Origin of the sequence: Streptomyces sp. NBC_00435, from assembly GCF_036014235.1 — a bacterium.
Classification (GTDB): Bacteria; Actinomycetota; Actinomycetes; order Streptomycetales; family Streptomycetaceae; genus Streptomyces.
Window position 1 is genome coordinate 6459359 of the sequence record NZ_CP107924.1, and the last position, 22393, is coordinate 6481751.

The 22393-nt window shown below is 71.7% G+C and carries 22 protein-coding genes and 1 pseudogene; 7 read left to right on the forward strand and 16 right to left on the reverse strand.

From position 1 onward, the window contains the following. Window positions 1-9: 9 nt before the first annotated feature. Entirely contained in the window at window positions 10-1293 is a 1284-nt protein-coding gene (locus OG389_RS29240; RefSeq protein ID WP_328301442.1) for an MFS transporter, read from the forward strand. Here the strand turns inward: OG389_RS29240 and glgX are convergent. Next, window positions 1278-3392, reverse strand: a complete 2115-nt coding sequence (gene glgX, locus OG389_RS29245; protein WP_328301444.1) for a glycogen debranching protein GlgX — start codon at window positions 3390-3392, stop codon at window positions 1278-1280. The two genes, OG389_RS29240 and glgX, sit on opposite strands and share 16 nt — an antisense overlap. 311 nt (window positions 3393-3703) lie before the next feature. Here glgX and OG389_RS29250 point away from each other — a divergent pair, with 311 nt between their 5' ends. After that, on the forward strand, window positions 3704-4981 hold the full coding sequence (locus OG389_RS29250) for an SAV2148 family HEPN domain-containing protein (protein WP_328301446.1): 1278 nt from the start codon (window positions 3704-3706) through the stop codon (window positions 4979-4981). An 81-nt stretch (window positions 4982-5062) separates the two neighbouring features. Next, window positions 5063-5779 carry a 3'-5' exonuclease gene (locus OG389_RS29255; protein WP_328304189.1) on the forward strand — a complete coding sequence of 239 codons (717 nt, stop codon included), beginning with the start codon at window positions 5063-5065 and terminating at the stop codon, window positions 5777-5779. Between the two features lie 45 nt (window positions 5780-5824). Here OG389_RS29255 and OG389_RS29260 read toward each other — a convergent pair whose 3' ends face one another. Further along, window positions 5825-6382 carry a TetR/AcrR family transcriptional regulator gene (locus OG389_RS29260; RefSeq protein ID WP_328301447.1) on the reverse strand — a complete coding sequence of 186 codons (558 nt, stop codon included), beginning with the start codon at window positions 6380-6382 and terminating at the stop codon, window positions 5825-5827. Window positions 6383-6478: 96 nt separating this feature from the next. On the opposite strand from OG389_RS29260, the gene OG389_RS29265 reads away from it, so the two are divergent. After that, entirely contained in the window at window positions 6479-7081 is a 603-nt protein-coding gene (locus OG389_RS29265) for a DUF2867 domain-containing protein (protein ID WP_328301448.1), read from the forward strand. 80 nt (window positions 7082-7161) lie between these two features. Here the strand turns inward: OG389_RS29265 and OG389_RS29270 are convergent, their stop codons facing one another. After that, window positions 7162-8028: a phosphotransferase enzyme family protein gene (locus OG389_RS29270; protein ID WP_328301449.1), complete on the reverse strand. Its 867-nt coding sequence runs from the start codon at window positions 8026-8028 to the stop codon at window positions 7162-7164. 109 nt (window positions 8029-8137) lie between these two features. Here OG389_RS29270 and mgt point away from each other — a divergent pair. Together mgt and OG389_RS29280 are read left to right on the forward strand one after the other, a co-directional pair. Beyond that, window positions 8138-9450 (forward strand): annotated as a pseudogene (gene mgt / locus OG389_RS29275) (macrolide-inactivating glycosyltransferase). Further along, window positions 9447-10001, forward strand: a complete 555-nt coding sequence (locus OG389_RS29280; protein WP_328301451.1) for a DUF1697 domain-containing protein — start codon at window positions 9447-9449, stop codon at window positions 9999-10001. Before mgt ends, OG389_RS29280 begins: the two are co-directional and overlap by 4 nt. Before the next feature lie 75 nt (window positions 10002-10076). Here the strand turns inward: OG389_RS29280 and OG389_RS29285 are convergent, their stop codons facing one another. Then, window positions 10077-10934: an aldo/keto reductase gene (locus OG389_RS29285; RefSeq protein ID WP_328301452.1), complete on the reverse strand. Its 858-nt coding sequence runs from the start codon at window positions 10932-10934 to the stop codon at window positions 10077-10079. Window positions 10935-10978: 44 nt separating this feature from the next. Between OG389_RS29285 and OG389_RS29290 the strand changes: the two genes are divergently transcribed. Then, the gene (locus OG389_RS29290; protein ID WP_328301453.1) at window positions 10979-11980 is read left to right on the forward strand and encodes a ketopantoate reductase family protein; all 1002 of its coding nucleotides are present in this window, start codon (window positions 10979-10981) and stop codon (window positions 11978-11980) included. A 9-nt stretch (window positions 11981-11989) separates the two neighbouring features. Here OG389_RS29290 and OG389_RS29295 read toward each other — a convergent pair whose 3' ends face one another. From OG389_RS29295 to OG389_RS29345, 12 genes are all read right to left on the reverse strand, one after another. Further along, window positions 11990-12763: a sirohydrochlorin chelatase gene (locus OG389_RS29295; protein ID WP_328301454.1), complete on the reverse strand. Its 774-nt coding sequence runs from the start codon at window positions 12761-12763 to the stop codon at window positions 11990-11992. Window positions 12764-12768: 5 nt separating this feature from the next. After that, window positions 12769-13683 (reverse strand): ABC transporter permease, encoded by a 915-nt coding sequence (locus OG389_RS29300; protein WP_328301455.1) that lies wholly within the window; start codon window positions 13681-13683, stop codon window positions 12769-12771. Further along, window positions 13670-14464: an ABC transporter ATP-binding protein gene (locus OG389_RS29305; RefSeq protein ID WP_328301456.1), complete on the reverse strand. Its 795-nt coding sequence runs from the start codon at window positions 14462-14464 to the stop codon at window positions 13670-13672. Before OG389_RS29305 ends, OG389_RS29300 begins: the two co-directional genes overlap by 14 nt. A gap of 40 nt (window positions 14465-14504) precedes the next feature. Further along, window positions 14505-15638 carry an ABC transporter substrate-binding protein gene (locus OG389_RS29310; RefSeq protein WP_328301457.1) on the reverse strand — a complete coding sequence of 378 codons (1134 nt, stop codon included), beginning with the start codon at window positions 15636-15638 and terminating at the stop codon, window positions 14505-14507. 211 nt (window positions 15639-15849) lie between these two features. Continuing rightward, complete coding sequence (locus tag OG389_RS29315; protein WP_328301458.1) at window positions 15850-17190, reverse strand: sulfate adenylyltransferase subunit 1; 1341 nt, start codon at window positions 17188-17190, stop codon at window positions 15850-15852. Between the two features lie 2 nt (window positions 17191-17192). Beyond that, complete coding sequence (cysD, locus tag OG389_RS29320; RefSeq protein WP_328301459.1) at window positions 17193-18131, reverse strand: sulfate adenylyltransferase subunit CysD; 939 nt, start codon at window positions 18129-18131, stop codon at window positions 17193-17195. Next, on the reverse strand, window positions 18128-18673 hold the full coding sequence (gene cysC / locus OG389_RS29325; protein WP_328301460.1) for an adenylyl-sulfate kinase: 546 nt from the start codon (window positions 18671-18673) through the stop codon (window positions 18128-18130). The genes cysD and cysC overlap by 4 nt, the downstream gene beginning before the upstream one ends. Before the next feature lie 56 nt (window positions 18674-18729). Further along, complete coding sequence (locus tag OG389_RS29330; protein WP_328301461.1) at window positions 18730-19428, reverse strand: phosphoadenylyl-sulfate reductase; 699 nt, start codon at window positions 19426-19428, stop codon at window positions 18730-18732. Continuing rightward, window positions 19425-19604: a hypothetical protein gene (locus OG389_RS29335; protein ID WP_328301462.1), complete on the reverse strand. Its 180-nt coding sequence runs from the start codon at window positions 19602-19604 to the stop codon at window positions 19425-19427. The genes OG389_RS29330 and OG389_RS29335 overlap by 4 nt, the downstream gene beginning before the upstream one ends. Further along, on the reverse strand, window positions 19601-21313 hold the full coding sequence (locus OG389_RS29340; protein ID WP_328301463.1) for a nitrite/sulfite reductase: 1713 nt from the start codon (window positions 21311-21313) through the stop codon (window positions 19601-19603). Before OG389_RS29340 ends, OG389_RS29335 begins: the two co-directional genes overlap by 4 nt. Window positions 21314-21520: 207 nt before the next feature. Further along, on the reverse strand, window positions 21521-21604 hold the full coding sequence (locus OG389_RS36860) for a putative leader peptide (protein WP_312847410.1): 84 nt from the start codon (window positions 21602-21604) through the stop codon (window positions 21521-21523). Window positions 21605-21825: 221 nt separating this feature from the next. Further along, window positions 21826-22389, reverse strand: coding sequence for a GNAT family N-acetyltransferase (locus OG389_RS29345; RefSeq protein ID WP_328301464.1), 564 nt, complete (start codon window positions 22387-22389; stop codon window positions 21826-21828). Between the last annotated feature and the right edge of the window lie 4 nt (window positions 22390-22393).

A 22393-nucleotide genomic window follows, 5' to 3' on the forward strand; every position in this document is an offset into this window, starting at 1 on the left:
GTTGCTCAGGTGCTTGGAACCGTCAACACCTATCGAAAAGTCATCGCCCTGACCGGGCCCCTTCTGCCGCTCATATCGTTCTTCGCCCGACTGCCCGTCGCGATGTCCCAGTTCGGCAGTGTTCTGCTGGTCGCCGAGACCAGTGGGTCCCTCGCCACCGCAGGCATAGTCGGCGGCACCCTCTCCGCCGGACAGGTGGTCTTCGGACCCGTCCTGGGGCGGCTCGCCGACCGTCACGGGCAGCGCCCCGTCGTCCTGACCGCCGCGGCGGTCAATGCCGTGGCCACCGCCGCCCTGGTGGCCGGGGCCCTCTCCGGCCTCGCCACCGTCCCGCTCGCCGCGATCGGCGCCGTCACCGGCGCCTCCGTCCCGCTGATCGGACCGCTCGCGCGGACCCGCTCCGTGGCGCTGGCCCACCGGGCCAAGTCGGACGAGGGCGTCGTGGGCGCCATCCACTCGCTCGAAGGCACGCTGGACGAGGTCTCCTTCGTCTTCGGGCCCGCCCTCGTCGGCCTCGCCACGCTCGTGGCACACCCTGCCGTCGCCCTCGGCGGCGCGGCCGCCCTCGTCGCCGTCTTCGGCACCGCCTACGCCCTGCACCCGACCGCCGCCGTCACGGCCGGGGTGTCCGCGGGGGTCCGGCGGGAGAAGGAGCGGTCCCAGGTCCGCCCGCCGCGCGTGGTGTTCGCGATACGGGGCTCCCTGGCCCTCCAGGGGGCCATGTTCGGCGCCTGCCAGGCCGGGATCGCCGCCCTCACCGCACAGTTGGGCGTCCCCGGCCAGGCCGGCATCGTGTACGCCGCCATGGGGGTCGTCAGCGCCGTCGTCGGGCTCTCGCTCGGCGCGCTGCCCGCCCGCTTCGGACTGAGGCTGCGCTGGCGGGTGGCCACGGCCGCCGCGCTCGTGCTCTCCGTACCGCTGCTCTTCACCACCACCCTGTGGCCGCTGTACGCGGTCGTCACCGTTCTCGGGGCCGCCTACGCCCCGCACCTGATCACCGCCTTCGCCGTCACCGAGCGCGCGGTGACGCCGTGCCGGCTCGCCGAGTCGATGGCCTTCGCCGCCAGCTCGCTCGTCGCCGGCCAGGCCGCCTCGCTCGCCGTCTCGGGCCGGCTCGCCGAGTGGTACGGGCCCTCCGCGGCCTTCGCGGTGGCCGTGGTGGCCGCCGCCCTGTGCCTGACCCTGGCCCTGGTCACCCGGGTGCCGGAGGCCCGTGCGCACGCTCCGCGGGCCCCCGACCCGGCGCCCCCCGCGGACGCCGTCCTGGAGGGCGCCGCCTACGCCGGGCGCTGAAGCACCACCAGACACCGTCCTGTCAGCGTCACCCGGTCCCCGGCCGCGTACTGCGGCCCGGTACCGGGTGCCAGTACGTCCGCCCGCGCCGTGTCCACGACCAGGCGCCACTGCGACCCGTGCCCGGCCGGGACCGTGAAGTCCTGCGGCTCGGCGCCCGCGTTGAACATCAGCAGGAACGAGTCGTCGGTGATCCGCTCCCCGCGGGTGCCGGGCTCCGAGATGGCCTCGCCGTTCAGGAACACCGCCAGCGCCCGCGCGTGCTGCGCCTGCCAGTCGCGGGCCCGCATCTCCTCGCCGTGCGGGGTGAACCAGGCGATGTCCGAGAGCTCGTCGTGCGTCCCCTCCACCGGCCGGCCGTGGAAGAACCTGCGCCGCCGGAACACCGGGTGCTCGCGCCGCAGCCACACCATCCGCCGCGTGAACTCCAGCAGGGCGGGCGCCGGTTTGCCGGGCTCCGGCCAGGCCACCCACGACAGCTCGTTGTCCTGGCAGTAGGCGTTGTTGTTGCCGCCCTGGGACCGGGCGAACTCGTCACCGTGACTGATCATCGGCACGCCCTGCGAAAGCATCAGCGTGGCGATGAAGTTGCGCATCTGGCGTTCGCGCAGCTCGCCGACCGCCGGATCCTCGGTCGGTCCCTCCACCCCGCAGTTCCAGGACCGGTTGTGGGTCTCGCCGTCCCGGTTGCCCTCACGGTTGGCCTCGTTGTGCTTCTCGTTGTAGGAGACCAGGTCGTTCAGGGTGAAGCCGTCGTGGCAGGTGGTGAAGTTGATCGAGGCCAGCGGCCGCCGCCCGTCGTCCTGGTAGAGGTCGGAGGAACCCGTCAGCCGTCCGGCGAACTCGGCCAGCGTGCGCGGCTGCCCCCGCCAGAGGTCCCGTACCGTGTCCCGGTACTTGCCGTTCCACTCGGTCCACAGCGGCGGGAAATTGCCCACCTGGTAGCCGCCCTCGCCCAGGTCCCACGGCTCCGCGATCAGCTTGACCTGGCTGACCACCGGATCCTGCTGGACCAGGTCGAAGAACGAGGACAGCCGGTCCACCTCGTGGAACTGGCGGGCCAGCGTGGCCGCCAGGTCGAAGCGGAAGCCGTCCACGTGCATCTCGGTGACCCAGTAGCGCAGCGAGTCCATGATCAGCTGGAGCACGTGCGGGGAGCGCATCAGCAGCGAGTTCCCGGTGCCGGTGGTGTCCATGTAGTGCCGGGGATCGTCCGCGAGCCGGTAGTACGAGGCGTTGTCCAGCCCCCGGAAGGACAGGGTCGGGCCGAGGTGGTTCCCTTCGGCGGTGTGGTTGTAGACCACGTCGAGGATCACCTCGATGCCGGCCTCGTGCAGGGCCCGGACCGCCGACTTGAACTCGAGCACCTGCTGCCCGCGGTCGCCCGAGGCGTAGCCGTTGTGCGGGGCGAAGAAGCCGATGGTGTTGTAGCCCCAGTAGTTGCTGAGTCCGTCGTCCACCAGGCGGTGGTCGTTGACGAACTGATGGACCGGCATCAGCTCCAGCGCCGTCACCCCGAGCTTGGTCAGATGCCCGATGACCGCCGGGTGCGCGAGCGCCCCGTACGTGCCGCGCAGCTCCTCGGGGAGGTCCGGGTGACGCATGGTCAGGCCCTTCACGTGGGCCTCGTAGAGCACGGTGTGGTGGTACTCGTGGCGCGGCGGCCGGTCGTTGGCCCAGTCGAAGTACGGGTTGACCACCACCGAACTCATGCTCTTGGGCGCGGAGTCCAGGTCGTTGCGGGAGTCGGGCCGGCCGAAGTGGTAGCCGTACACCTCCTCGCCCCAGTCGACGCTCCCCGCGACGGCCCGTGCGTACGGGTCCAGGAGCAGCTTCGCCGCGTTGCAGCGCCGGCCGCGCTCGGGCTCGTACGGGCCGTGCACCCGGAACCCGTAGCGCTGACCGGGCATCACGCCCGGGAGGTAGGCGTGCCGTACGAACGCGTCGGTCTCGCGCAGTTCGACCGCGGTCTCCGAACCGTCGTCGTGCAGCAGGCACAGCTCGATGCGTCGGGCGGCCTCCGAGTAGACCGCGAAATTGGTGCCGGCGCCGTCGTACGTGGCACCGAGCGGGTACGCCTGTCCTGGCCAGACCTGCATAGAGAACGACTCTTCCCCTCTGTGTCGGGTTGATCCGGCATGGACCACGTCACTGCCAGATCTTCCCCGAAAGACGGCCCTCACGCGGGGACTTGGGAGGGTCCTACCGGGTGACCCGGAGAGCTGATATGAGGGTCGGTGGACAATGGGGAGATCGGATGGTGCGCGCATCGGATAATGGGTCAACACACTTCCGGTGCACGGAGCGTCGGGTTGCCCGGGGACGCATCGGGCTGCAGTGGGCCGTGTGCGCGGAGTACCCTTCCGTGATCACTGGAGACGGGCGTCCAGACGCAGGAGGCGGTGCACGGGTGAGCTCGGGAGGTCTGGAGCTGCCCCCTGGTGACAGCGGTCACGAGGGCGGCCCGGCGGACGCCGCAGGCGGGGCGCCCGGCGCGATGCCCGCGGGGGCCGTCTCGCTGGCCCCGCCGGAGGCCGGGAGGACCGGGAAGGCGCAGGCGGGAGCCGGGGCCGAGCTGGACTGGGGCGCGGACGCCTGGAGCGAGGTCCGCACCCGGGCCCAGCGCGCGGGCCGTGCGTACATCTGGCTGAACCTGATCGAGCAGCGGCTGCGGTCGGTGGTCGGAGCGGTGCTGCGGCCGGTCTACGAGCCCGTGCACGGCGGGGACGACTGGGTGGTCGCGGCCGCGGGTCCGGCGGGCCAGGAGTGGGTGCAGCGCGCGGTCGCCGTACGGGAGGTCAGCCGGCGCAAGGGCTACCTGCTGGACTCCGCCGACGACAACGTGCTGAGCTTCCTGACCCTGCCGCAGCTGCGCGAACTCATGGTCCAGCACTGGCCCTGCTTCGAGCCCTACTTCGACGACCGGCGCGAGATCGAGCAGGCCCTGGACGAGCTGGAGGTCACGCGCAACGTCGTCTCCCGCAACAGGGCCCTGTCGCGGCCCGTCCTGGAACAGGCCGAGCGGGCCTCGGCGCGGCTGCTCGAGGTACTGGGCGGCGGCTCGGGCTCCCCGTCGGCGGACCGGCTCCCCATCGACGCCGTCGAGGACCTGGTCGGCGACCGGTACGCGGACGTCATCTCCGTCCACCCCGACCGGGTACGGCTGCAGCGCCAGCTGCCGGCGGAGGACCTCTTCGGGGGCGCGCGCCGGCTGGACGCCATCGGCATAGGCCTCAACCTGCTGGTCCAGAACTTCTCGGGCCGAAGACTCGTACGCCTCGCGGAGGCAGGCTGCCGGGTGCGGCTGCTGTTCCTGAACCCGGCGAGCAGCGCGGTCAAGCGGCGCGAGCGGGAGCTGGGCCTGCGCAAGGGCGAGCTCAGCCGGTCGGTCGAGATGAACATCCTGCACGTGCGGCGGGTCCGGGCGGGCCTGCGCGATGCCTCGGGCTTCGAGATCCACGTCTTCGACGAGACCCCGCGCTTCACGGCCTACCTGGTGGAGGGGGAGTCCTCGGGCATCGCCGTGGTCCAGTCCTACTTGCGCCGGGCCCGGGGCATGGAGGCGCCGGTCCTGGTCCTGCGGGGCGGCGGACGGGCCTCGCGGGACCGCGACGCGGAGCACGGGCTGTTCCCGACCTACCGTGAGGAATTCGAGTCGATCTGGCAGGACTCCCGCCCGGTGTCATGACTGTCAGTGCCCCGTGGCAGGCTGAAAGCCGTTGACGCAAAGGGATGGGGACGGGGGCACGGGGTGGAGGGCAAGCACGGCATGGGGGACTGGCACGGCGGGCCGATGGTGGCCTTCGATCTGGAGACCACGGGGACCGACATCGAGTCCGACCGCATCGTGACGGCGGCGGTCGTGGTGCTCGGTCCTGACGGGCAGGTGGCGCGGGAGCGGACGTGGCTGGTCGACCCGGGGGTGCCGATCCCGGAGGAGGCCTCGGCCATCCACGGCATCTCCACGGACCACGCGCGCACCCACGGGATGGCGGCACCTCCCGCGATCGAGCAGATCACCCGCACGCTCTTCGGCGCGCTCAGTTCGGGTACCCCTCTGGTGGTGATGAACGCGCGGTACGACCTGACCCTGTTGGACCGCGAGTGCCGGCGCCACGGGATCCAGCCGCTCGGCGAGCGGTGGACGGGCAGGCCGGCCCCGGTCATCGATCCCCTGGTGCTGGACAAGCACGCGGACCGTTACCGCAAGGGCCGGCGGACCCTCCAGGCCCTGTGCGAGCACTACGGCGTGACCCTCGAGGACGCGCACAACGCGGGCGCGGACGCGCTGGCGGCGGCGCGCGCGGCGCGGCGGATGGGGGCCAGGCACGCGGCGATAGGGGCGGTCGGGCTGGCGGACCTCCACGACCTCCAGGTCCGTGCGGCGGCCGAGCAGGCGGCCTCGCTGCAGAGCTACCTCCGGCGGACCTCGGACCCCGAGGCGATAGTCGAGCGGGCCTGGCCCGTGGTGCCGTACCGGGTCTGACGGCGGGCGCGGCATGCCCGGCAGACGGGAGTTCGACGACAGGCCCTAGCGCAGCAGCCAGTCCCGGGTCAGTTCCATGACCTCGGCACGGCTGCGGGCGCCGTGGTCGGCCGCGATGAAGTGGTTCCCGATCCGCATGGAGTAGACGATCATGCAGCGGACCTCGACGTCGTCCTGGTCGGGGCAGAAGGCGCCGAACAGCGAACGCAGGTAGTCCATGCGGCGGTTGTCGACGCGCCGCAGCCGCTCCGCGACGGATTCGTCGCGCCGGGCCCAGTCGCGGATCGTGAGCTCGGCCGCGACGCCCATGGCCGGCCCGTCGGCGGCCGCGGCGATCGCGAACAGCCGCTTCAGCCTGGCCCGCGGGTCCCCGCCGGCGCTCTCCACCTGCTCGATGACGGCCTCGGCGACCTCGCGCTCCCAGGTGTCGAGCATCTCGGTCAGCAGCGTGTCCCGGTTGCCGAAGTGCCCGTAGAAACCGCCCTTGCTGACGCCGAGCGACTGCGCGAGCGCTTCGATCCGGACGGCGTCGGGGCCGCCGGCGGCGAGCGCGCGCAGCCCCTCCTCGATCCAGCTGCCGCGCGGCGTACGGGTCGCGCCCACGATGTGTCTCCCTTCACACGGACCCGATCTATACGGTGCCGTATAGATCGGTGCTAACCTTCTTCTATACGGCATCGTATAGATAGGGGCTTGTTCATGAGACTCCCCAGAACCGCTCACACCGACCGCCCCTGGCGGATCCACGAGATCGCCGGCGACTTCAAGGTCGAGGACGTGTGGGACCTGCCGACACCGGGTGGCCCCGACGACCTCGCGCGGCTCGTGGACCAGTTCCGCGGCGGTACGCGGGACCGCGTCTCCTCCCCGGTGGGGCGGGCGCTCTTCGCGATCCGCTGGAAGCTCGGGGCGCTGCTCGGCTGGGACTCGCCCGCCGACGGGGTCGGCGGGCGGGTGGCGACCCTGCGCGACCGGCTGCCGGCGGACCTTCGCGAGGGTCCCCGGGGGCCGGACCTCAGCTCGTTCCCGTTCACCTCCGTCTACCAGACGCACGACGAATGGGCGGCGGAGATGGCCAACCGGACCGTGCACGGGGTCATGCACATCGGCTGGGTCGCGGACGCGGACGGAGCGGGCGGCTACCACGGCCGCATGGCCGTCCTGGTGAAGCCCAACGGCCTCCTCGGCACCGTCTACATGGCGGGCATCAAGCCCTTCCGGTACCTGGGGGTGTACCCGGCGCTGATCCGCGGCATCGGCCGCGAATGGGAGGCGGGCCGGGCGGGATCCGGCGCGGCCTGACCCGGGAGGCGGGCCCTCGGCCGGTCCGGGAAGGTCCGGCGTCCGCGGCCGATGCGTATGCGGAGAGCGGTGCGCCGGAACTAGAACGGGTGCCAGCGGATTTCCGGGTCGCCCTCGCGCAGGGAGGCGACCCGGCGGCGGAACTCGGCCAGGGCGTTGGGGTTGGTGGGGGCGTGCTGGGAGACCCAGGCGCAGCTGGCCGTTTCGCGGGCTCCGCGCAGGACCGCGCAGCCCTCCCAGTCGCGCACGTCCCAGCCGTACGCCGTCGCGAACGCCTCGTAGGACTCGGCGGGCAGCCCGTACCGGTCGCGGGAGAGCGCCATCACCACCAGGTCGTGCTCGCGCAGGTCGGCGGAGACCGTCTCCAGGTCGACCAGTACCGGCCCGTCCGGGCCCACGTGGACGTTGCGGGGCAGCGCGTCGCCGTGGATCGCGCCGGGCGCGAGGTGCGGGGCGAGGGCGGCGACCTGGCCGGCGTACCCGTCGCGGCGGGCCCGCAGGTACGCCGCGTCGGCCGGGTCGATCGCCCTGCCCGCCAGCCGCAGCCAGCGTTCGACCCCGCCCAGCAGATCGCGCGGGGGCAGCGTGAAAGGCGGCGCGGGCAGGGCGTGGATCCGCCGCAGCAGCGCCGCGAGGTCCTCGGGGCCGGCCGGGCGGACCGCGTCGGGGAGTCGGTGCCACAGCGTCACCGGATGCCCGTCCACCAGTCGGGGCTCCGGCTCGGCGGCGCGGACCGCCGGGACCCCGGACTCCGCGAGCCAGCCCGCGACCGCGAGCTCCAGCTCGGCGCGGGGCAGCAGGGCCGCCTCCCGGCCGACCTTGGCGACCAGGCCGTCGCCGAGCGCGAAGACGGCGTTCTCGCCGAGGGCCAGCAGCTCGGGCGACCCGGTCCGCGCCGTGGTCAGGCCCGCCGCCGTCAGGGCCCGTCTGGCCTGTGCCTCGTCCATGCCGTTCTCCGCAGTCCGTCCGATCGCCCCGGTGCCGCCCGGGCCGTTCTTGATCGGCCAAGTCTCGCACTCCGTGTCCCGCGCCCCGTACGGTGCGCCGTGCCCATCCCTGCCCAGGGGGCGTATCCGGTTGCACGAGACGTATCGTCTCGCTATCTTCGATTCATGACCTCGACCACCGCGCCCGCCCACATCGCCATGTTCTCCATCGCCGCCGCCGGCCACGTCAACCCGAGCATCGAGGTGATCCGTGAACTGGTCGACCGCGGCCACCGCGTCAGCTACGCGATCCCCGCCGCCTACGCCGACAGGATCGCCGGGACCGGCGCCACCCCGGTGATCTGGAACTCCACCCTTCCCATCGAGGACGACCCCGAGGCGTGGGGCACCGAGCTCATCGACAACATCGAGCCCTTCCTCACCGACGCCGTCCAGGCCCTCCCGCAGCTCGTGGAGGCCTTCGCGGGCGACGAACCGGACCTGGTCCTCCACGACATCACCGCCTACCCGGCCATCGTCCTGGCCCACCGCTGGGGCGTGCCCGCCGTCTCCCTCTCCCCGAACCTGGTCGCCTGGACCGGCTACGAGGAGGAGGTCGCCGAGCCGTTGTTCGCCGGACTGCGCGCCTCCGAGCGCGGGAAGGCGTACTACGCCCGCTTCCGCGCCTGGCTCGACGAGAACGGCATCGACGAGGACAGCGACCGCTTCGTCGGCCGCCCCCGCCGCAGCATCGTGCTCATCCCGCGCGCCCTCCAGCCGAACGCCGACCGGGTCGACGAAGCCGTGTACACCTTCGTCGGCGCCTGCCAGGGCGACCGCAGTGCCTCCCAGGGCACCTGGACGCGCCCGGCGGACGCGGCCGGGAAGAAGGTCCTGCTGGTTTCGCTCGGGTCCACCTTCACCAAGCAGCCGGCCTTCTACCGTGCTTGCGCCGAAGCCTTCGGGGACCTGCCCGACTGGCACGTGGTGCTGCAGATCGGCAGGTTCACCGACGAGGCCGAGCTCGGCAGCGTCCCCGCCAACGTCGAGGTCCACCGCTGGGTCCCCCAACTGGACGTCCTGCACCAGGCCGACGCCTTCATCACCCACGCGGGCGCCGGCGGCAGCCAGGAAGGACTGGCCACCGGCACCCCGATGGTCGCGGTCCCGCAGGCCGTCGACCAGTTCGGCAACGCCGACATGCTGGCCTCCCTGGGCGTCGCCCGACACGTCCCGATGGCCGATGCCGACGCCGCCACCCTGCGCGAGGCCGTCCTCGCCCTGGTCGCGGACCCGGAGGTGGCCGCCCGGTCGCAGGCCGTCCGCGCACAGATGGGCACCGAGGGCGGTACGCGCCGGGCGGCCGACCTGATCGAGGCCGAACTGGCCGGACCGGCGCCCCGGGGGGCGTTGTCGGCGGGGCGCCCTATCGTTCGGGGATGACCAAGACGAAGTACGCGGCGCTGCTGCGGGGCATCAACGTCGGCGGGAACAAGAAGGTCCCGATGGCCGAACTGCGCCAGGTCCTGCAGGGCCTCGGCCACGAGGACGCGCAGACCTACCTGCAGAGCGGCAACGCCGTCTTCAGCAGCGCCACGGAGCGGGCACCGGCCGCCCTCGCCCGCGAACTGGAGGCCGCCATCGAAGCCCACTTCGGCTTCCGAGTCCCCTGCCTGGTGGTCGACGGGGCCTACCTGCGCGCCGTCGCCGACGCCTGCCCCTTCCCGGCCGCCGAACTGGAAGGCAAACAGCTCCACGCCACCTTCTGCTCCGAGCAGCCCGCCGGGTCCCGCTTCGCCCCGATCGACGGCCCCGCGTACCTCCCGGAGGAGTACCGCGTCGGCGACCGCGTCATCTACCTCTACGCCCCGGACGGTCTGGGCCGCTCGAAGCTTGCCGAGGCCCTCGCGAAGCCGGCCGTGGTGAAGGGCATGGACGTGACCACCCGCAACTGGAACACGGTCGCCAAGCTGGTCGAGCTCACCCGGGACTGACACACGGACTTCCGGCGGCCCGAGGACCCCCATCCGGCCCCGGCACGCCCGCCAGGGCCGGCGCTGCGGGGCGCGTCACCCCGCCAGCGCGTCCAGCAGGGACACCTCGCGCGGAGTCAGGCGGACCGTGGCCGCGTCCAGGTTCTCCGCCAGGTGGGCGGGGGAGCCCGTACCCGGGGTGGGGCAGAGGGCCGGGGAGTGCTGGAGCAGCCAGGCCAGGGCGATCTGGCCGGTGGACGCGCCGTGCTCGGTGGCGACCGCCGTCAGCGCGGCCGCGCTCTCGCGGGTCAGGGCGCCGCTGCCCAGCGGGTAGTAGGGGAGGAAGGCGATGCCGCGGGCCTCGCACAGGGCCAGGAGCTCCGCCGAGGAACGGTCCAGCAGGTTGTACGGGTTCTGGACGGAGGCCACCGGGACCAGGGCCAGGGCCTCCAGCAGCCGCGCCGGGGTCACCGTGTTCAGGCCGATGTGGCGGATCTTGCCCTCCGCCCGGAGCTCGGCCAGGGTGCCCAACTGTTCCGCCACCGGGACGGCGGGGTCGAAGCGGTGCAGCTGGTACAGGTCGATCCGCTCCAGCCGGAGCCTGCGCAGGCTCGCCTCGCACATGGACCGCAAGTCCTCCGGGCGACCCGCGGCGTGCCACTGGTCCGGCCCGGTGCGCACGACCCCGCCCTTCGTGGAGACCACGAGCCGCTCCCCGTACGGGTGGAGGGCCTCGGCGACCAGTTCCTCGGCCAGCCGGGGACCGTAGTTGTCGGCCGTGTCGATCAGGGTGACCCCGCGCTCCACGGCGGTGCGCAGCAGCGCCACGGACTCGGCGCGGGAGGCGCGCGGACCCCAGTACCCGGCGCCGACCAGACCGCCGGTACCGAGCCCGAGACGGCGTACGGGCAGATCGCCACCGAGGGCGAACGTCTCAACCACGTCAACAGACATGGTCCGACGGTAACCCGGGGCCCCGGATGTGCCAGGCTCCAGGCATGCGTTACATCATCATCGGCGCCGGGGCGATCGGCGCGACCATCGGAGGACGGCTCGCGGAGTCGGGCAGCGAGGTCGTCCTTGTCGCGCGCGGCGCCCACGCGCAGGCCCTCCGGGCGGACGGGCTGCGGCTCACGACGGCGGACGGGGAGCGGGTGCACCGGCTGCCCGTGGCCGAGAGCCCGGCGGACCTGGGTGAACTCCGCCCGGACGACGTGCTGTTGCTGACGGTCAAGACCCAGGACGCGCTCGCCGCGCTCGACACGTGGGCCGACGCGGAGGTCGCGGGCGGCGGGACGGCGGCGCAGCGGCTGCCGGTGCTGTGCGCGCAGAACGGCGTGGAGAGCGAGCGCCTGGCCCTACGGCGCTTCGCGCGCGTGTACGGGGTCTGCGTGTGGCTGCCGGCGACCTTCCTCGAGCCGGGCAGCGTCTCCGCGCTGTGCGCGCCGCTGACCGGGATCCTGCACATCGGCCGGGCCGCCGGGGGCGCGGACGCCCGGGCCCGGCGGATCGCGGCCGACCTGGAGAAGGCCGGCTTCGAGGCGCCCGTCGTCGAGGACGTCATGCGGTGGAAGTACGCGAAGCTCCTGGGCAATCTGAGCAACGCGATCCAGGCGACGACCGGGCCCGAGCCGGAGCCCGCGAAGGCGGCGCTGCTGCTGCGCGCGATCCGGGAGGCGAAGGCGGTCTTCGGGGCCGCCGGGATCCCCTACGCCTCGGAGGACGAGCAGTCTGCGGCCCGCGGGGACAAGGTGGAACCGCCGGCCGGGGTACGGGGCGGGTCCTCCTGGCAGAGTCTGGCGCGGGGGACCGGGTCGGTGGAGGCGGACTACCTCAACGGGGAAGTCGTGCTGCTCGGGAGGCTGCACGGGGTGCCGACGCCGGTCAACGACACGCTGCGGCACGCGGCGAACATCTTCGCCCGGGAAGGCCTGCCGCCGGGCGCGATGTCCGTCGAGGACCTGACGGCCCTGGCCGACGAGGCGGTCGCCCGCGCGTAGCCGCCGGCGTCAGGCCGTCAGGGCCGGGACCCGGGCCGGCGTGCGGACCGCGGCGTCGTAGCGGCGCAGCAGCAGACGGGCCAGTTCCGGGGAGGGGCCGAGGACGGTGGACACCACGTCGGCTCCGGACGCCGCCGCGCCCGCCACGATGCGGTCGGGCAGCCGGCCGGGGGCGATCACGTACGGGGCCACCGCGATCCGGCGGACGCCCTCCGCGCGCAGGGCCCGTACGGCGTCCTCCGTACGGGGGAGAACAGCGGAGGCGAACGCAGGCCGCACGGCGCACCAACCGGTGTGCCGCCACTCCCGCGCGATTTCAGCGATCACTGCGATCGCCTCCGGGTCGGAGGATCCGGCGGACGCGAGCACCACACCGGTGGTGGCGCGGTCCGCCGGGGTGAGGCCGGCCTCCCACAGGCGGCGTTCGAGGTTCGCCAGCAGCAGCGGGGAGGGGCCGAGTACGTCCGCGATCCGGACCGAGAGGTCCGGCAAGTGGGACGTCGCTCCCGCGAGCACCGCCGGGATGTCGGACTTCGCGTGGAACGCCCGCGTCAGGAGGAGCGGGAGCGCCACGACCTGCCGTACGCCCGACAGGTAGAGGGAGGCCACCACCTGGTCGACGGTCGGGGTGTCGAAGTCCAGGAAGGCCGTCTCCACGCGCAGCCCCGGCCGCAGCGCCCGCACCCGCCGGGTGAGGGCGTGCACGGTCGCGGCGTGCCGCGGGTCGCGGCTGCCGTGGGCGATGACCAGCAGGGCGGGGGAGTGCGTGGAGTGCTCGTACATGGCGATCAGCTCTTGACCAGCAGGCCGCGGGTGCGCAGCACCCACCGCTCGACCGGGCTGAAGATCAGCAGGTCGATCGCGATGCCGACGACCAGGATCAGGATGATCGCCAGGAACACGCCGGGCAGGTCGATGTTGTTGCGGCCGTTCTCCAGGAGCTGGCCCAGGCCCAGACCGAGGTCCGGGGAGCTGGCGATGATCTCGGCGGCCATCAGGGAGCGCCAGGAGAAGGCCCAGCCCTGCTTGAGGCCGGCCAGGTATCCGGGCAGCGCGGCCGGCATGATCACGTGCCGGGCGCCACGCAGGCCGGTGGCCCCCAGGGTGCGGCCGGCCCGCAGGAACAGCGGCGGGATCTGGTCGATGCCGGAGACGAGGCCGTTGGCGATGGACGGGACGGCGCCGAGCAGGATGACGGTGTACATCATCGCGTCGTTGAGGCCGAACCAGAGCACCGCAGGCGGCACCCAGGCGACCGAGGGCAGGGACTGCAGGCCCTGCAGGATCGGGCCGATCGCGGCGCGGACGAACTTCACCCGGGCGACCAGCAGTCCGAGCGGGGTGCCGATGGCCAGGGCCAGCAGGAAGCCGAGCAGACCGCGCGAGACGCTGGTCCAGATGACCTCCACCAGGGTGCCCTTGAGCCACATGTCGGACAGGCTGTCCCACACGGAGGACAGGGCGGGCAGCTTCGTCTCGTCGGTCACCTTCGCCGCGACGAGGACCTGCCAGACGAGGAGGACCAGGCCGACGGCGATCGCCGGCGGCAGGACCTTCTTGACCAGGACCTCGCGGACCGGGGTGCGGTGGGTCTGGACGGCGTCGAGGGCGTCGAGGCCCGCCTCCAAGCCGGCGAGATCGTCGCTCTTGGCCTTCGCCTCGGCCGAGGTCGTGGCCGAGGGGGTGGTGTCAGTGCTGGCCATGGCGGCGGATCTCCCCACGCAGGTGTTCAGTGATCTCAAGGGACAGTTCCGCGACGTCCGCGTCCTCGATGCGGCGCGGCTGCGGGATGCCCACGGTCCATTCCTTCGCGACCCGGCCGGGGCGCGAGGACAGCAGGACCACACGCTGCGCGAGCCGTACGGCCTCGCGGACGTTGTGCGTGACGAACAGGACGGACAGGCTCGTCTCTTCCCAGATGCGGGTGAGCTCGCCGTGCAGCACATCACGGGTGATGGCGTCCAGCGCCGCGAACGGCTCGTCCATCAGCAGGAGCTGGCTGTCCTGGGCGAGCGCCCGGGCCAGGGCGACGCGCTGGCGCATGCCGCCGGACAGCTCGTGGACCCGCTTGCCGTACGAGCCGCCGAGCCGGACCAGCTCCAGCAGCCGCTCGGCCTCGGGCCTGCGGTCGGCCTTGGCCACCCCGCGCAGGCGCAGGGCGAGTTCGATGTTCTTGCCCGCGGTGAGCCACGGGAAGAGGGCGTGCTCCTGGAACATCAGGGCCGGCCGCCCGCCGGGCGTCTCGATGACGCCGGCGGTGGGCCTGTCGAGCCCCGCGACCAGGTTGAGCAGGGTGGACTTTCCGCACCCCGAGGCACCCAGGATGGTGACGAACTCTCCGGGAGCGACATCGAGGCTGATGTCGTCCAGGACGAGCTGCGATCCGGCCGGGCCGGAGAAGGACTTCGATACGTGCTCGATACGAGCGGCGTGCGTCTGCTCCGCTACGGTGCCCTCGGCAGCCTTGGCAAGCATGGTGGCCATGGTCGTCACCTCCTGGGATTCGGGACGGTTACTGAAGGGGTTACTTGACGCCGAGACCGGCGTCGGAGACCTCGGGCTTGCCGGCGGCCTTGAGCACCTTGTTCAGGAGCGTCAGGTCGTAGATGCCGGCGAGGTCGGGCTGCTCGATGAGCTTGGCCTTGACCGCCCAGTCGGACTCGGTCTTCAGGGTGCCGGCCAGCGGGTCGTCGGTGACCAGGATGCTGGTCCAGGCCGGGTCGATGACCTTCGCGTCGAGCGGCTTGCCCCCCTCGGCGGCCAGCTTCGCGTTGGCGGAGGCCTTGGCCTTGTCCTGGTTGGCGTTGATCCACTCGTTGGTCTTCACGGTGCCGCGCAGCACCGCCTCGACGACGTCCGCGTGCTCCTTGAGGAACTTCTGCGACACGATGATGTTCGTGATGACGAACTTCTTGTCGGGCCACAGGTCGGTCTCGTCGAGGAGGACCTTGCCGCCGTCGGAGACGAGCTTGGAGGCGGTGGGCTCGGGGACCCAGGCGCCGTCGATGGAGCCCTGCTTGAAGGCGTCCGGGGTGACCTTGTTGTCGGTGCGGACCACGGAGACGTCGCCCTTGCCGGACTCGGGGTCGACCGTCCAGCCCTTGGTGCCGATCCAGTTGAGGAACGCCACGTCCTGGGTGTTCCCCTTCTGCGGGGTGGCGATCTTCTTGCCCTTGAGGTCGTCCAGGGTCTTGATCTTGTCCGGGTTCACGACCAGCTTGACGCCGCCGGAGGCGGAGCCGGAGATGATCCGCAGGTTGGAGCCCTTGGACTTGACGTAGCCGTTGATCGACGGGGAGGGGCCGATGAAGCCGATGTCGAGAGAGCCGCCGTTGAGGGCTTCGATCTCGGACGGGCCGGCGTTGAAGGACTGCGGCTTGATCGTGGTGCCGTTCAGTTCCTTGGCGATCAGGCCTTCCTGGAGACCGACGAGCGCGGTGGCGTGCGTCAGGTTCGGGAAGTAGCCGATGCGGACCTCGGAGGCCGACAGCTTCTTGCCGGCGTCGGCGGCGACGTTCTCCTTCGCGGGAGCGTCGTCCTTCTTGGCGTCGGAACCGTAGCCGCACGAGGCGAGGGCGCCGATCAGGAGCGGGAGGGCGGCAGCGGCAACGACGCCGCGGCGCAAGGTCTTACGGGTGGTGGTACCGGTGGCAGGCACGGGAGGACTTCCTCTCGTAGCGTCGTCTCACGACGCACGTCTTCGTCTGTGGAGCAAGGTCGGGTACAGCTCGTGGGGGGTGTGGGCGCGCATGCGGTGCGCGTACGTCATCACGCACATCGCCCCACTCCTCCCTGGCCGCTGCCGAGGGAGCCGCTGCCCACCCGGCCGCCCTCCTTCGCGAAGGTGGCGTAGATGTCGGCAAACATGATCAGAAGTCCCACCCTTCCTCATCGGCCTGAACGGTGGTCTCGGCCTTGGAGGCGAAGGACTCGCCGACCATGCCGGCCGCCAGAGTCGTACCGTCCGCCGGGTCGATCAGCAGGAAGGAGCCGGTACGGCGCGAGTCGGCGTACGAGTCGAGCGCGAGCGGCTCGGCGGTACGGACGACGACCCGGCCGATGTCATTGGCCACCAGCTGTCCGGGGTTCGGGTGCTGCGACAGGTCGTCCAGGGTCAGCCGCGAGGGGATCTCCTTGACGATCGCCTTGACCGTGCGCGTGGTGTGCTTGATCAGCACCCGGGCGCCCACGGACAGCGGCTGGTCCGCCACGTGGCAGACCGTCGCCTCGACGTCCTGCGTGGTGGCGGGGGAGTTCGCCGACGGCGCGATCAGGTCGCCGCGCGAGATGTCGATGTCGTCCTTGAGCCGCAGGGTCACCGACTGCGGCGCCCACGCGATGTCGACGCTCTCACCGAGCGCGTCGATGCCCTCGATGACCGAGGTGCGGCCCGACGGCAGGACGGTGACGGCCTCGCCGACCCGCAGGACGCCGGAGGCGATCTGGCCCGCGTAGCCCCGGTAGTCCGGGTTCTCGGCGGTCTGCGGACGGATCACGTACTGCACCGGGAAACGCGCCGGGCAGGCGGTGAGGTCGTGGCTGACCGGGACCGTCTCCAGGTGCTCCAGCACCGTGGGGCCGCCGTACCAGTCCATGTGTGCGGAGGGCTCGACCACGTTGTCGCCGGCCAGGGCCGAGATCGGGATCGCGGTGATCTCCGGGACGCCCAAGTCGGAGGCGTACGCGGTGAACTCCTCGGCGATCGCGGCGAAGACCTTCTCCTCGTAGCCCACCAGGTCCATCTTGTTGACGGCCAGGACCACGTGCGGGACCCGCAGCAGGGCCGCGACGGCCGCGTGCCGGCGGGTCTGCTCGATCACGCCGTTGCGGGCGTCGACCAGCACCACGGCGAGGTCGGCGGTGGAGGCGCCGGTGACCATGTTCCGCGTGTACTGCACGTGTCCGGGGGTGTCGGCGAGGATGAACCGGCGCCGGGCGGTGGCGAAGTAGCGGTAGGCCACGTCGATGGTGATGCCCTGCTCCCGCTCGGCCCGCAGGCCGTCGGTGAGCAGCGCCAGGTCGGGGGTGTCCTGACCGCGCTGGGCGGACACGGCCTCGACCGCTTCGAGGGTGTCGGTGAGGATCGACTTGGAGTCGTGCAGCAGGCGTCCGACCAGGGTGGACTTGCCGTCGTCGACGGAACCGGCGGTCGCGAAGCGCAGCAGCGTGGTCGCCGACAGATCGGCGAACTGCTCGGTGGTGGAGGTCATGGTTAGAAGTACCCTTCGCGCTTGCGGTCTTCCATCGCGGCCTCGGACATCTTGTCGTCGGCGCGGGTCGCGCCCCGCTCGGTGAGCCGGGAGGCGGCGATCTCGGTGATCACGGCGTCCAGCGTGGTGGCGTCGGAGTCGACGGCACCGGTGCAGGACATGTCACCGACGGTGCGGTAGCGGATCAGACGGGTCTCGGTGGTCTCGTCCGCCTTGGCGCCGCCCCACTCACCGGCCGTCAGCCACATGCCGTTGCGCTTGAAGACCTCGCGCTCGTGGGCGAAGTAGATCTCCGGCAGTTCGATGCCCTCGCGGGCGATGTACTGCCACACGTCCAGCTCGGTCCAGTTGGAGAGCGGGAAGACGCGCACGTGCTCGCCCGGAGCGTGGCGGCCGTTGTAGAGCTGCCACAGCTCGGGGCGCTGGCGGCGCGGGTCCCACTGGGAGAACTCGTCGCGCAGGGAGAAGACGCGCTCCTTGGCGCGGGCCTTCTCCTCGTCGCGGCGGCCGCCGCCGAAGACGGCGTCGAACTTGAGCCGCTGGATCGCCTCGGTCAGCGGGACGGTCTGCAGCGGGTTGCGGACGCCGTCGGGGCGCTCGCGGAGCTTGCCGGCGTCGATGTACTCCTGGACGGAGGCCACGTGCAGGCGCAGGCCGTGCTCGGCCACCGCGCGGTCGCGGTAGTCCAGGACCTCGGGGAAGTTGTGGCCGGTGTCCACGTGGAGCAGGGTGAACGGCACCGGCGCGGGCGCGAACGCCTTCAGCGCCAGGTGCAGCATGACGATCGAGTCCTTGCCACCGGAGAAGAGGATCACCGGCTTCTCGAACTCGCCCGCGACCTCGCGGAAGATGTGCACGGCCTCCGACTCGAGGGCGTCGAGGTGCGACAGCGCGTAGGGCGCGTCCGTCCCTTCGTGGACGTGTGCGACGGTGGCGGTCATGCCAGACCCCTCTCGGTGAGCAGTGCGTGCAGGGCCGAAGCCGACTCCTGTACGGACTGCGTGTGCGACTCGATACGGAGGTCCGGGGACTCCGGCGCTTCGTACGGGTCGTCGACCCCGGTCAGACCGGAGATCTCGCCCGCCGCCTGCTTGGCGTACAGGCCCTTCACATCACGCTCGGAGCACACCTCCACCGGAGTGGCCACGTGCACTTCGAGGTAGTTCGTCTGCTCGGCCGCGTGACGCTTGCGGACGGCCTCGCGGCTGTCGGCGAACGGCGCGATCACCGGTACGAGGGCCTTCACGCCGTTGGACGCGAGGAGTTCGGCGACGAAGCCGATCCGCTGCACGTTGGTGTGCCGGTCCTCGCGGGTGAAACCGAGACCCGCGGAGAGGAACTCGCGGATCTCGTCGCCGTCGAGGACCTCCACGCGGTGGCCCTCGGCGCGCAGCCGTTCGGCCAGCGCGTAGGCGATGGTGGTCTTGCCCGCGCTCGGCAGCCCGGTCAGCCACACGGTGGCGCCCTGGTCGCTCACGCTCATCTGCTTCGTCTCCGTCGGTTCCGTACGGGCCGTGCCTGTAAGGGATGTGTCTGTCATCAGCCGTGCAGTCCGCACTCGGTCTTCCCGCGGCCGGCCCAGCGGCCGGCCCGGGCGTCCTCGCCCGCCGCGACCCGGCGGGTGCAGGGGGCGCAGCCGACGGAGGCGTAACCGTCCATCAGCAGCGGGTTGGTGAGGACACCGTGCTCCAGGACGTACGCGTCCACGTCGTCCTGGGTCCAGCGGGCGATGGGCGAGACCTTGACCTTCTGCCGCTTCTCGTCCCAGCCGACCACCGGGGTGTTCGCCCGGGTCGGGGACTCGTCGCGGCGCAGGCCCGTCGCCCACGCGTCGTACGCGGTCAGGCCCTCTTCGAGGGGCTTGACCTTGCGCAGCGCGCAGCACAGGTCGGGGTCGCGGTCGTGCAGCTTCGGGCCGTGCTCGGCGTCCTGCTCCGCGACGCTCCGGCGCGGGGTGAGCGTGATGACGTTGACGTCCATCACGGCCTCGACCGCGTCACGGGTGCCGATGGTCTCCTCGAAGTGGTAGCCCGTGTCGAGGAAGACCACGTCCACGCCGGGGAAGGCGCGGGAGGCGAGGTGGGCGACGACCGCGTCCTCCATGGAGGAGGTCACGGCGAACTTCTTGCCGAAGGTGGTGGCCGCCCAGGTGAGGATCTCCAGCGGGGAGGCGTCCTCGAGGTCGCGGCCCGCCTGCTCGGCCAGGTCTTTGAGATTCACGTCCTGAATGGTGGTCATATCTCGTCCCCTCCAGCGTCATTGGACCGAACACCTCGGGACAGCAGCCCGAGGTACTTCAGCTGGAAGGCTCGGTTGCAGGCCCTGCATTCCCAGGCGCCGTGGCCTGTTTCGTTCGGGAACAGGTCCTCGTCGCCGCAGTACGGGCAGTAGAACGGTGCGGCGCGCTCGCTCACGACAGATCCTCGTCCTTGGCCCGGGTCACCCAGGCGGCGAAGCGCTCGCCGTCCTCGCGCTGGTCCTCGAAGCGCGTGACGACCCGCTCGACGTAGTCCGGCAGACCGGCCGAAGTGACCTTGAGACCACGGACCTTGCGGCCGAATCCGGCCTCCAGGCCGAGCGCGCCGCCCAGGTGGACCTGGTAGCCCTCGACCTGGTTGCCGTCGTCGTCCAGGACCAGCTGGCCCTTGAGACCGATGTCCGCCACCTGGATACGGGCGCAGGCGTTCGGGCAGCCGTTGATGTTGATGGTCAGCGGCTCTGCGAACTCCGGCAGGCGGCGCTCCAGCTCGTCGATCAGCGAGGCGCCGCGCGCCTTCGTCTCGACGATGGCCAGCTTGCAGAACTCGATGCCGGTGCAGGCCATCGTGCCGCGGCGGAACGGGGACGGCTTGACCCGCAGGTCCAGCGCCTCCAGGGCCGCGACGACCGAGTCGACCTTGTCCGCCTCGATGTCGAGCACGATCATCTTCTGCTCGGCGGTGGTGCGCAGCCGGCCGGAGCCGTGCCGCTCGGCGACGTCGGCGATCTTCGTCAGGGTGGCGCCGTCGACCCGGCCCACGCGGGGCGCGAAGCCGACGTAGAAATTGCCGTCCTGCTGCTGGTGGACACCGACGTGGTCGCGCCACTGGCCGCTGGGCTGCTCGGGCGCGGGGCCGTCGGTCAGCTTGCGCTTCAGGTACTCGTCCTCCAGGACCTGGCGGAACTTGGCCGGGCCCCAGTCGGCGACGAGGAACTTCAGGCGGGCACGGGTGCGCAGCCGGCGGTAGCCGTAGTCGCGGAAGATCGAGATGACGCCTTCGTAGATGTCCGGGACCTCGTCGAGCGAGACCCAGGTGCCCAGGCGCACACCCAGCTTCGGGTTGGTGGACAGGCCGCCGCCGACCCAGACGTCGAAGCCGGGACCGTGCTCGGGGTGGTCGACGCCCACGAACGCGATGTCGTTGATCTCGTGCGCCACGTCGAGCAGCGGCGAACCGGAGATCGCGGACTTGAACTTGCGGGGCAGGTTGGAGAAGTCCTTGTTGCCGACGATGCGGCGGTAGATCTCGTCGATGGCGGGGGTGCCGTCGATGATCTCGTCCAGGGCGATGCCGGCGACGGGCGAGCCGAGGATGACGCGGGGCGTGTCACCGCAGGCCTCGGTGGTCGAGAGGCCGACGGCCTCCAGGCGGCGCCAGATCTCCGGGACGTCCTCGATCCGGATCCAGTGGTACTGCACGTTCTGCCGGTCCGTGAGGTCGGCGGTGCCGCGCGCGAACTCCTGGGAGATCTCGCCGATGACGCGCAGCTGGTCGGTGGTCAGCCGGCCGCCGTCGATGCGGACGCGCAGCATGAAGTACTTGTCGTCCAGCTCCTCCGGCTCCAGGATCGCGGTCTTGCCGCCGTCGATCCCGGGCTTGCGCTGGGTGTAGAGGCCCCACCAGCGCATACGGCCGCGCAGGTCGTTGGGGTCGATCGAGTCGAAGCCCGCCTTGGAGTAGATGTTCTCGATGCGTGTCCGCACGTTGAGACCGTCGTCGTCCTTTTTGAACTGCTCGTTGCCGTTGAGGGGCGTGTGGTGTCCGACGGCCCACTGGCCCTCACCGCGGTGACGGCCGGTCTTGCGGCGCGCGGCGCCGGCGGCGGGTGCGGCGGCAGCGGTCGTATCGGGGGTGGCGGCCATGGCGGTACGTCCTTCTTCGGCGGCTCGAGGCAGGGGCAGGGGGAGCGGCGGCGTGACCCCTGGCGCGCGTGGAGCGGATGTGGCCGATTTGCCGCCTTTTCGGGCGGTGATCGGCCTACAGGGGACTGCGGTGGTGGCTGACGGCGGGCGGTGTGTTCGCGTCCGCGACGGCGGCGGTGCGGGGCGCTGTCGCGGCGGTGCTGTGCGTCAGCGTGCCGGACAGATGGCGCTGGACATGCGGCCGAGGTCGACGTGCCGCCGACTCACCAAGGCAATTCCAGCTCCGTTCATGGGGGGAAGCGTGGCATGTGGCGATTGGAGGAGTCCACTACTGTCCACGATCCGGACGAAGTCGTCTCGTATCGCAAGATCCCGGTGACCGGGGTCACCCCAGAAGCCCCTTTGGGGCCCAGGCGTCCCAGCTCCCGGAGGCGCGGGTCCGGGCGGAGCCTGGGGAACGGGCGAAGCGTGGGCGGGGGACGAGCTCCGCGGGGCCGGCCCCCGGCCCGGGGCTACGCGCCCGGCCAGGGGCCGGGGGTCGGGACGGACTCCTTCCGCTCCGATTCCTCGCGGAACACCTTGAAGCCCCGCCGGAGGTAGTTCGCCATCGCCGTCGGCCCGTCCTCACTGCACGTGTGGACCCAGACGCGTCGCGTCGCGGACAGCTCCGGCCAGCGCTCGGCGAGGGACCAGGCCCGCTCGATGCCCACCGACAGCAGGTGGCCGCCGATGCGCCGGCCCCGGAAGTCGGGGAGGAGGCCGAAGTACATGATCTCCACCACACCGTCCGGCTGCGGGTCGAGTTCCACGTATCCCGCCGGCGTGCCCCGGTCGTACGCCACCCAGGTCTCCACGCCGGGACGGTCCAGCTGCTCGACCCACTGCGCGCGGGTCAGCGAGAGCCGGTCCGTCCAGTGGATGTCGCCTCCCACCGAGGCGTAGAGGAAGCGGCTGAACTCGGGGGAGGGGACCTCGGAGCGGACGATCCGGATCTCCGGCCCCGGAACCGCCGCCGGGACGAGATCGGACGGTGAGGTCATTTCCAGGGACCAGGTGGTCAGCGTGATGGTGCTCATGGAC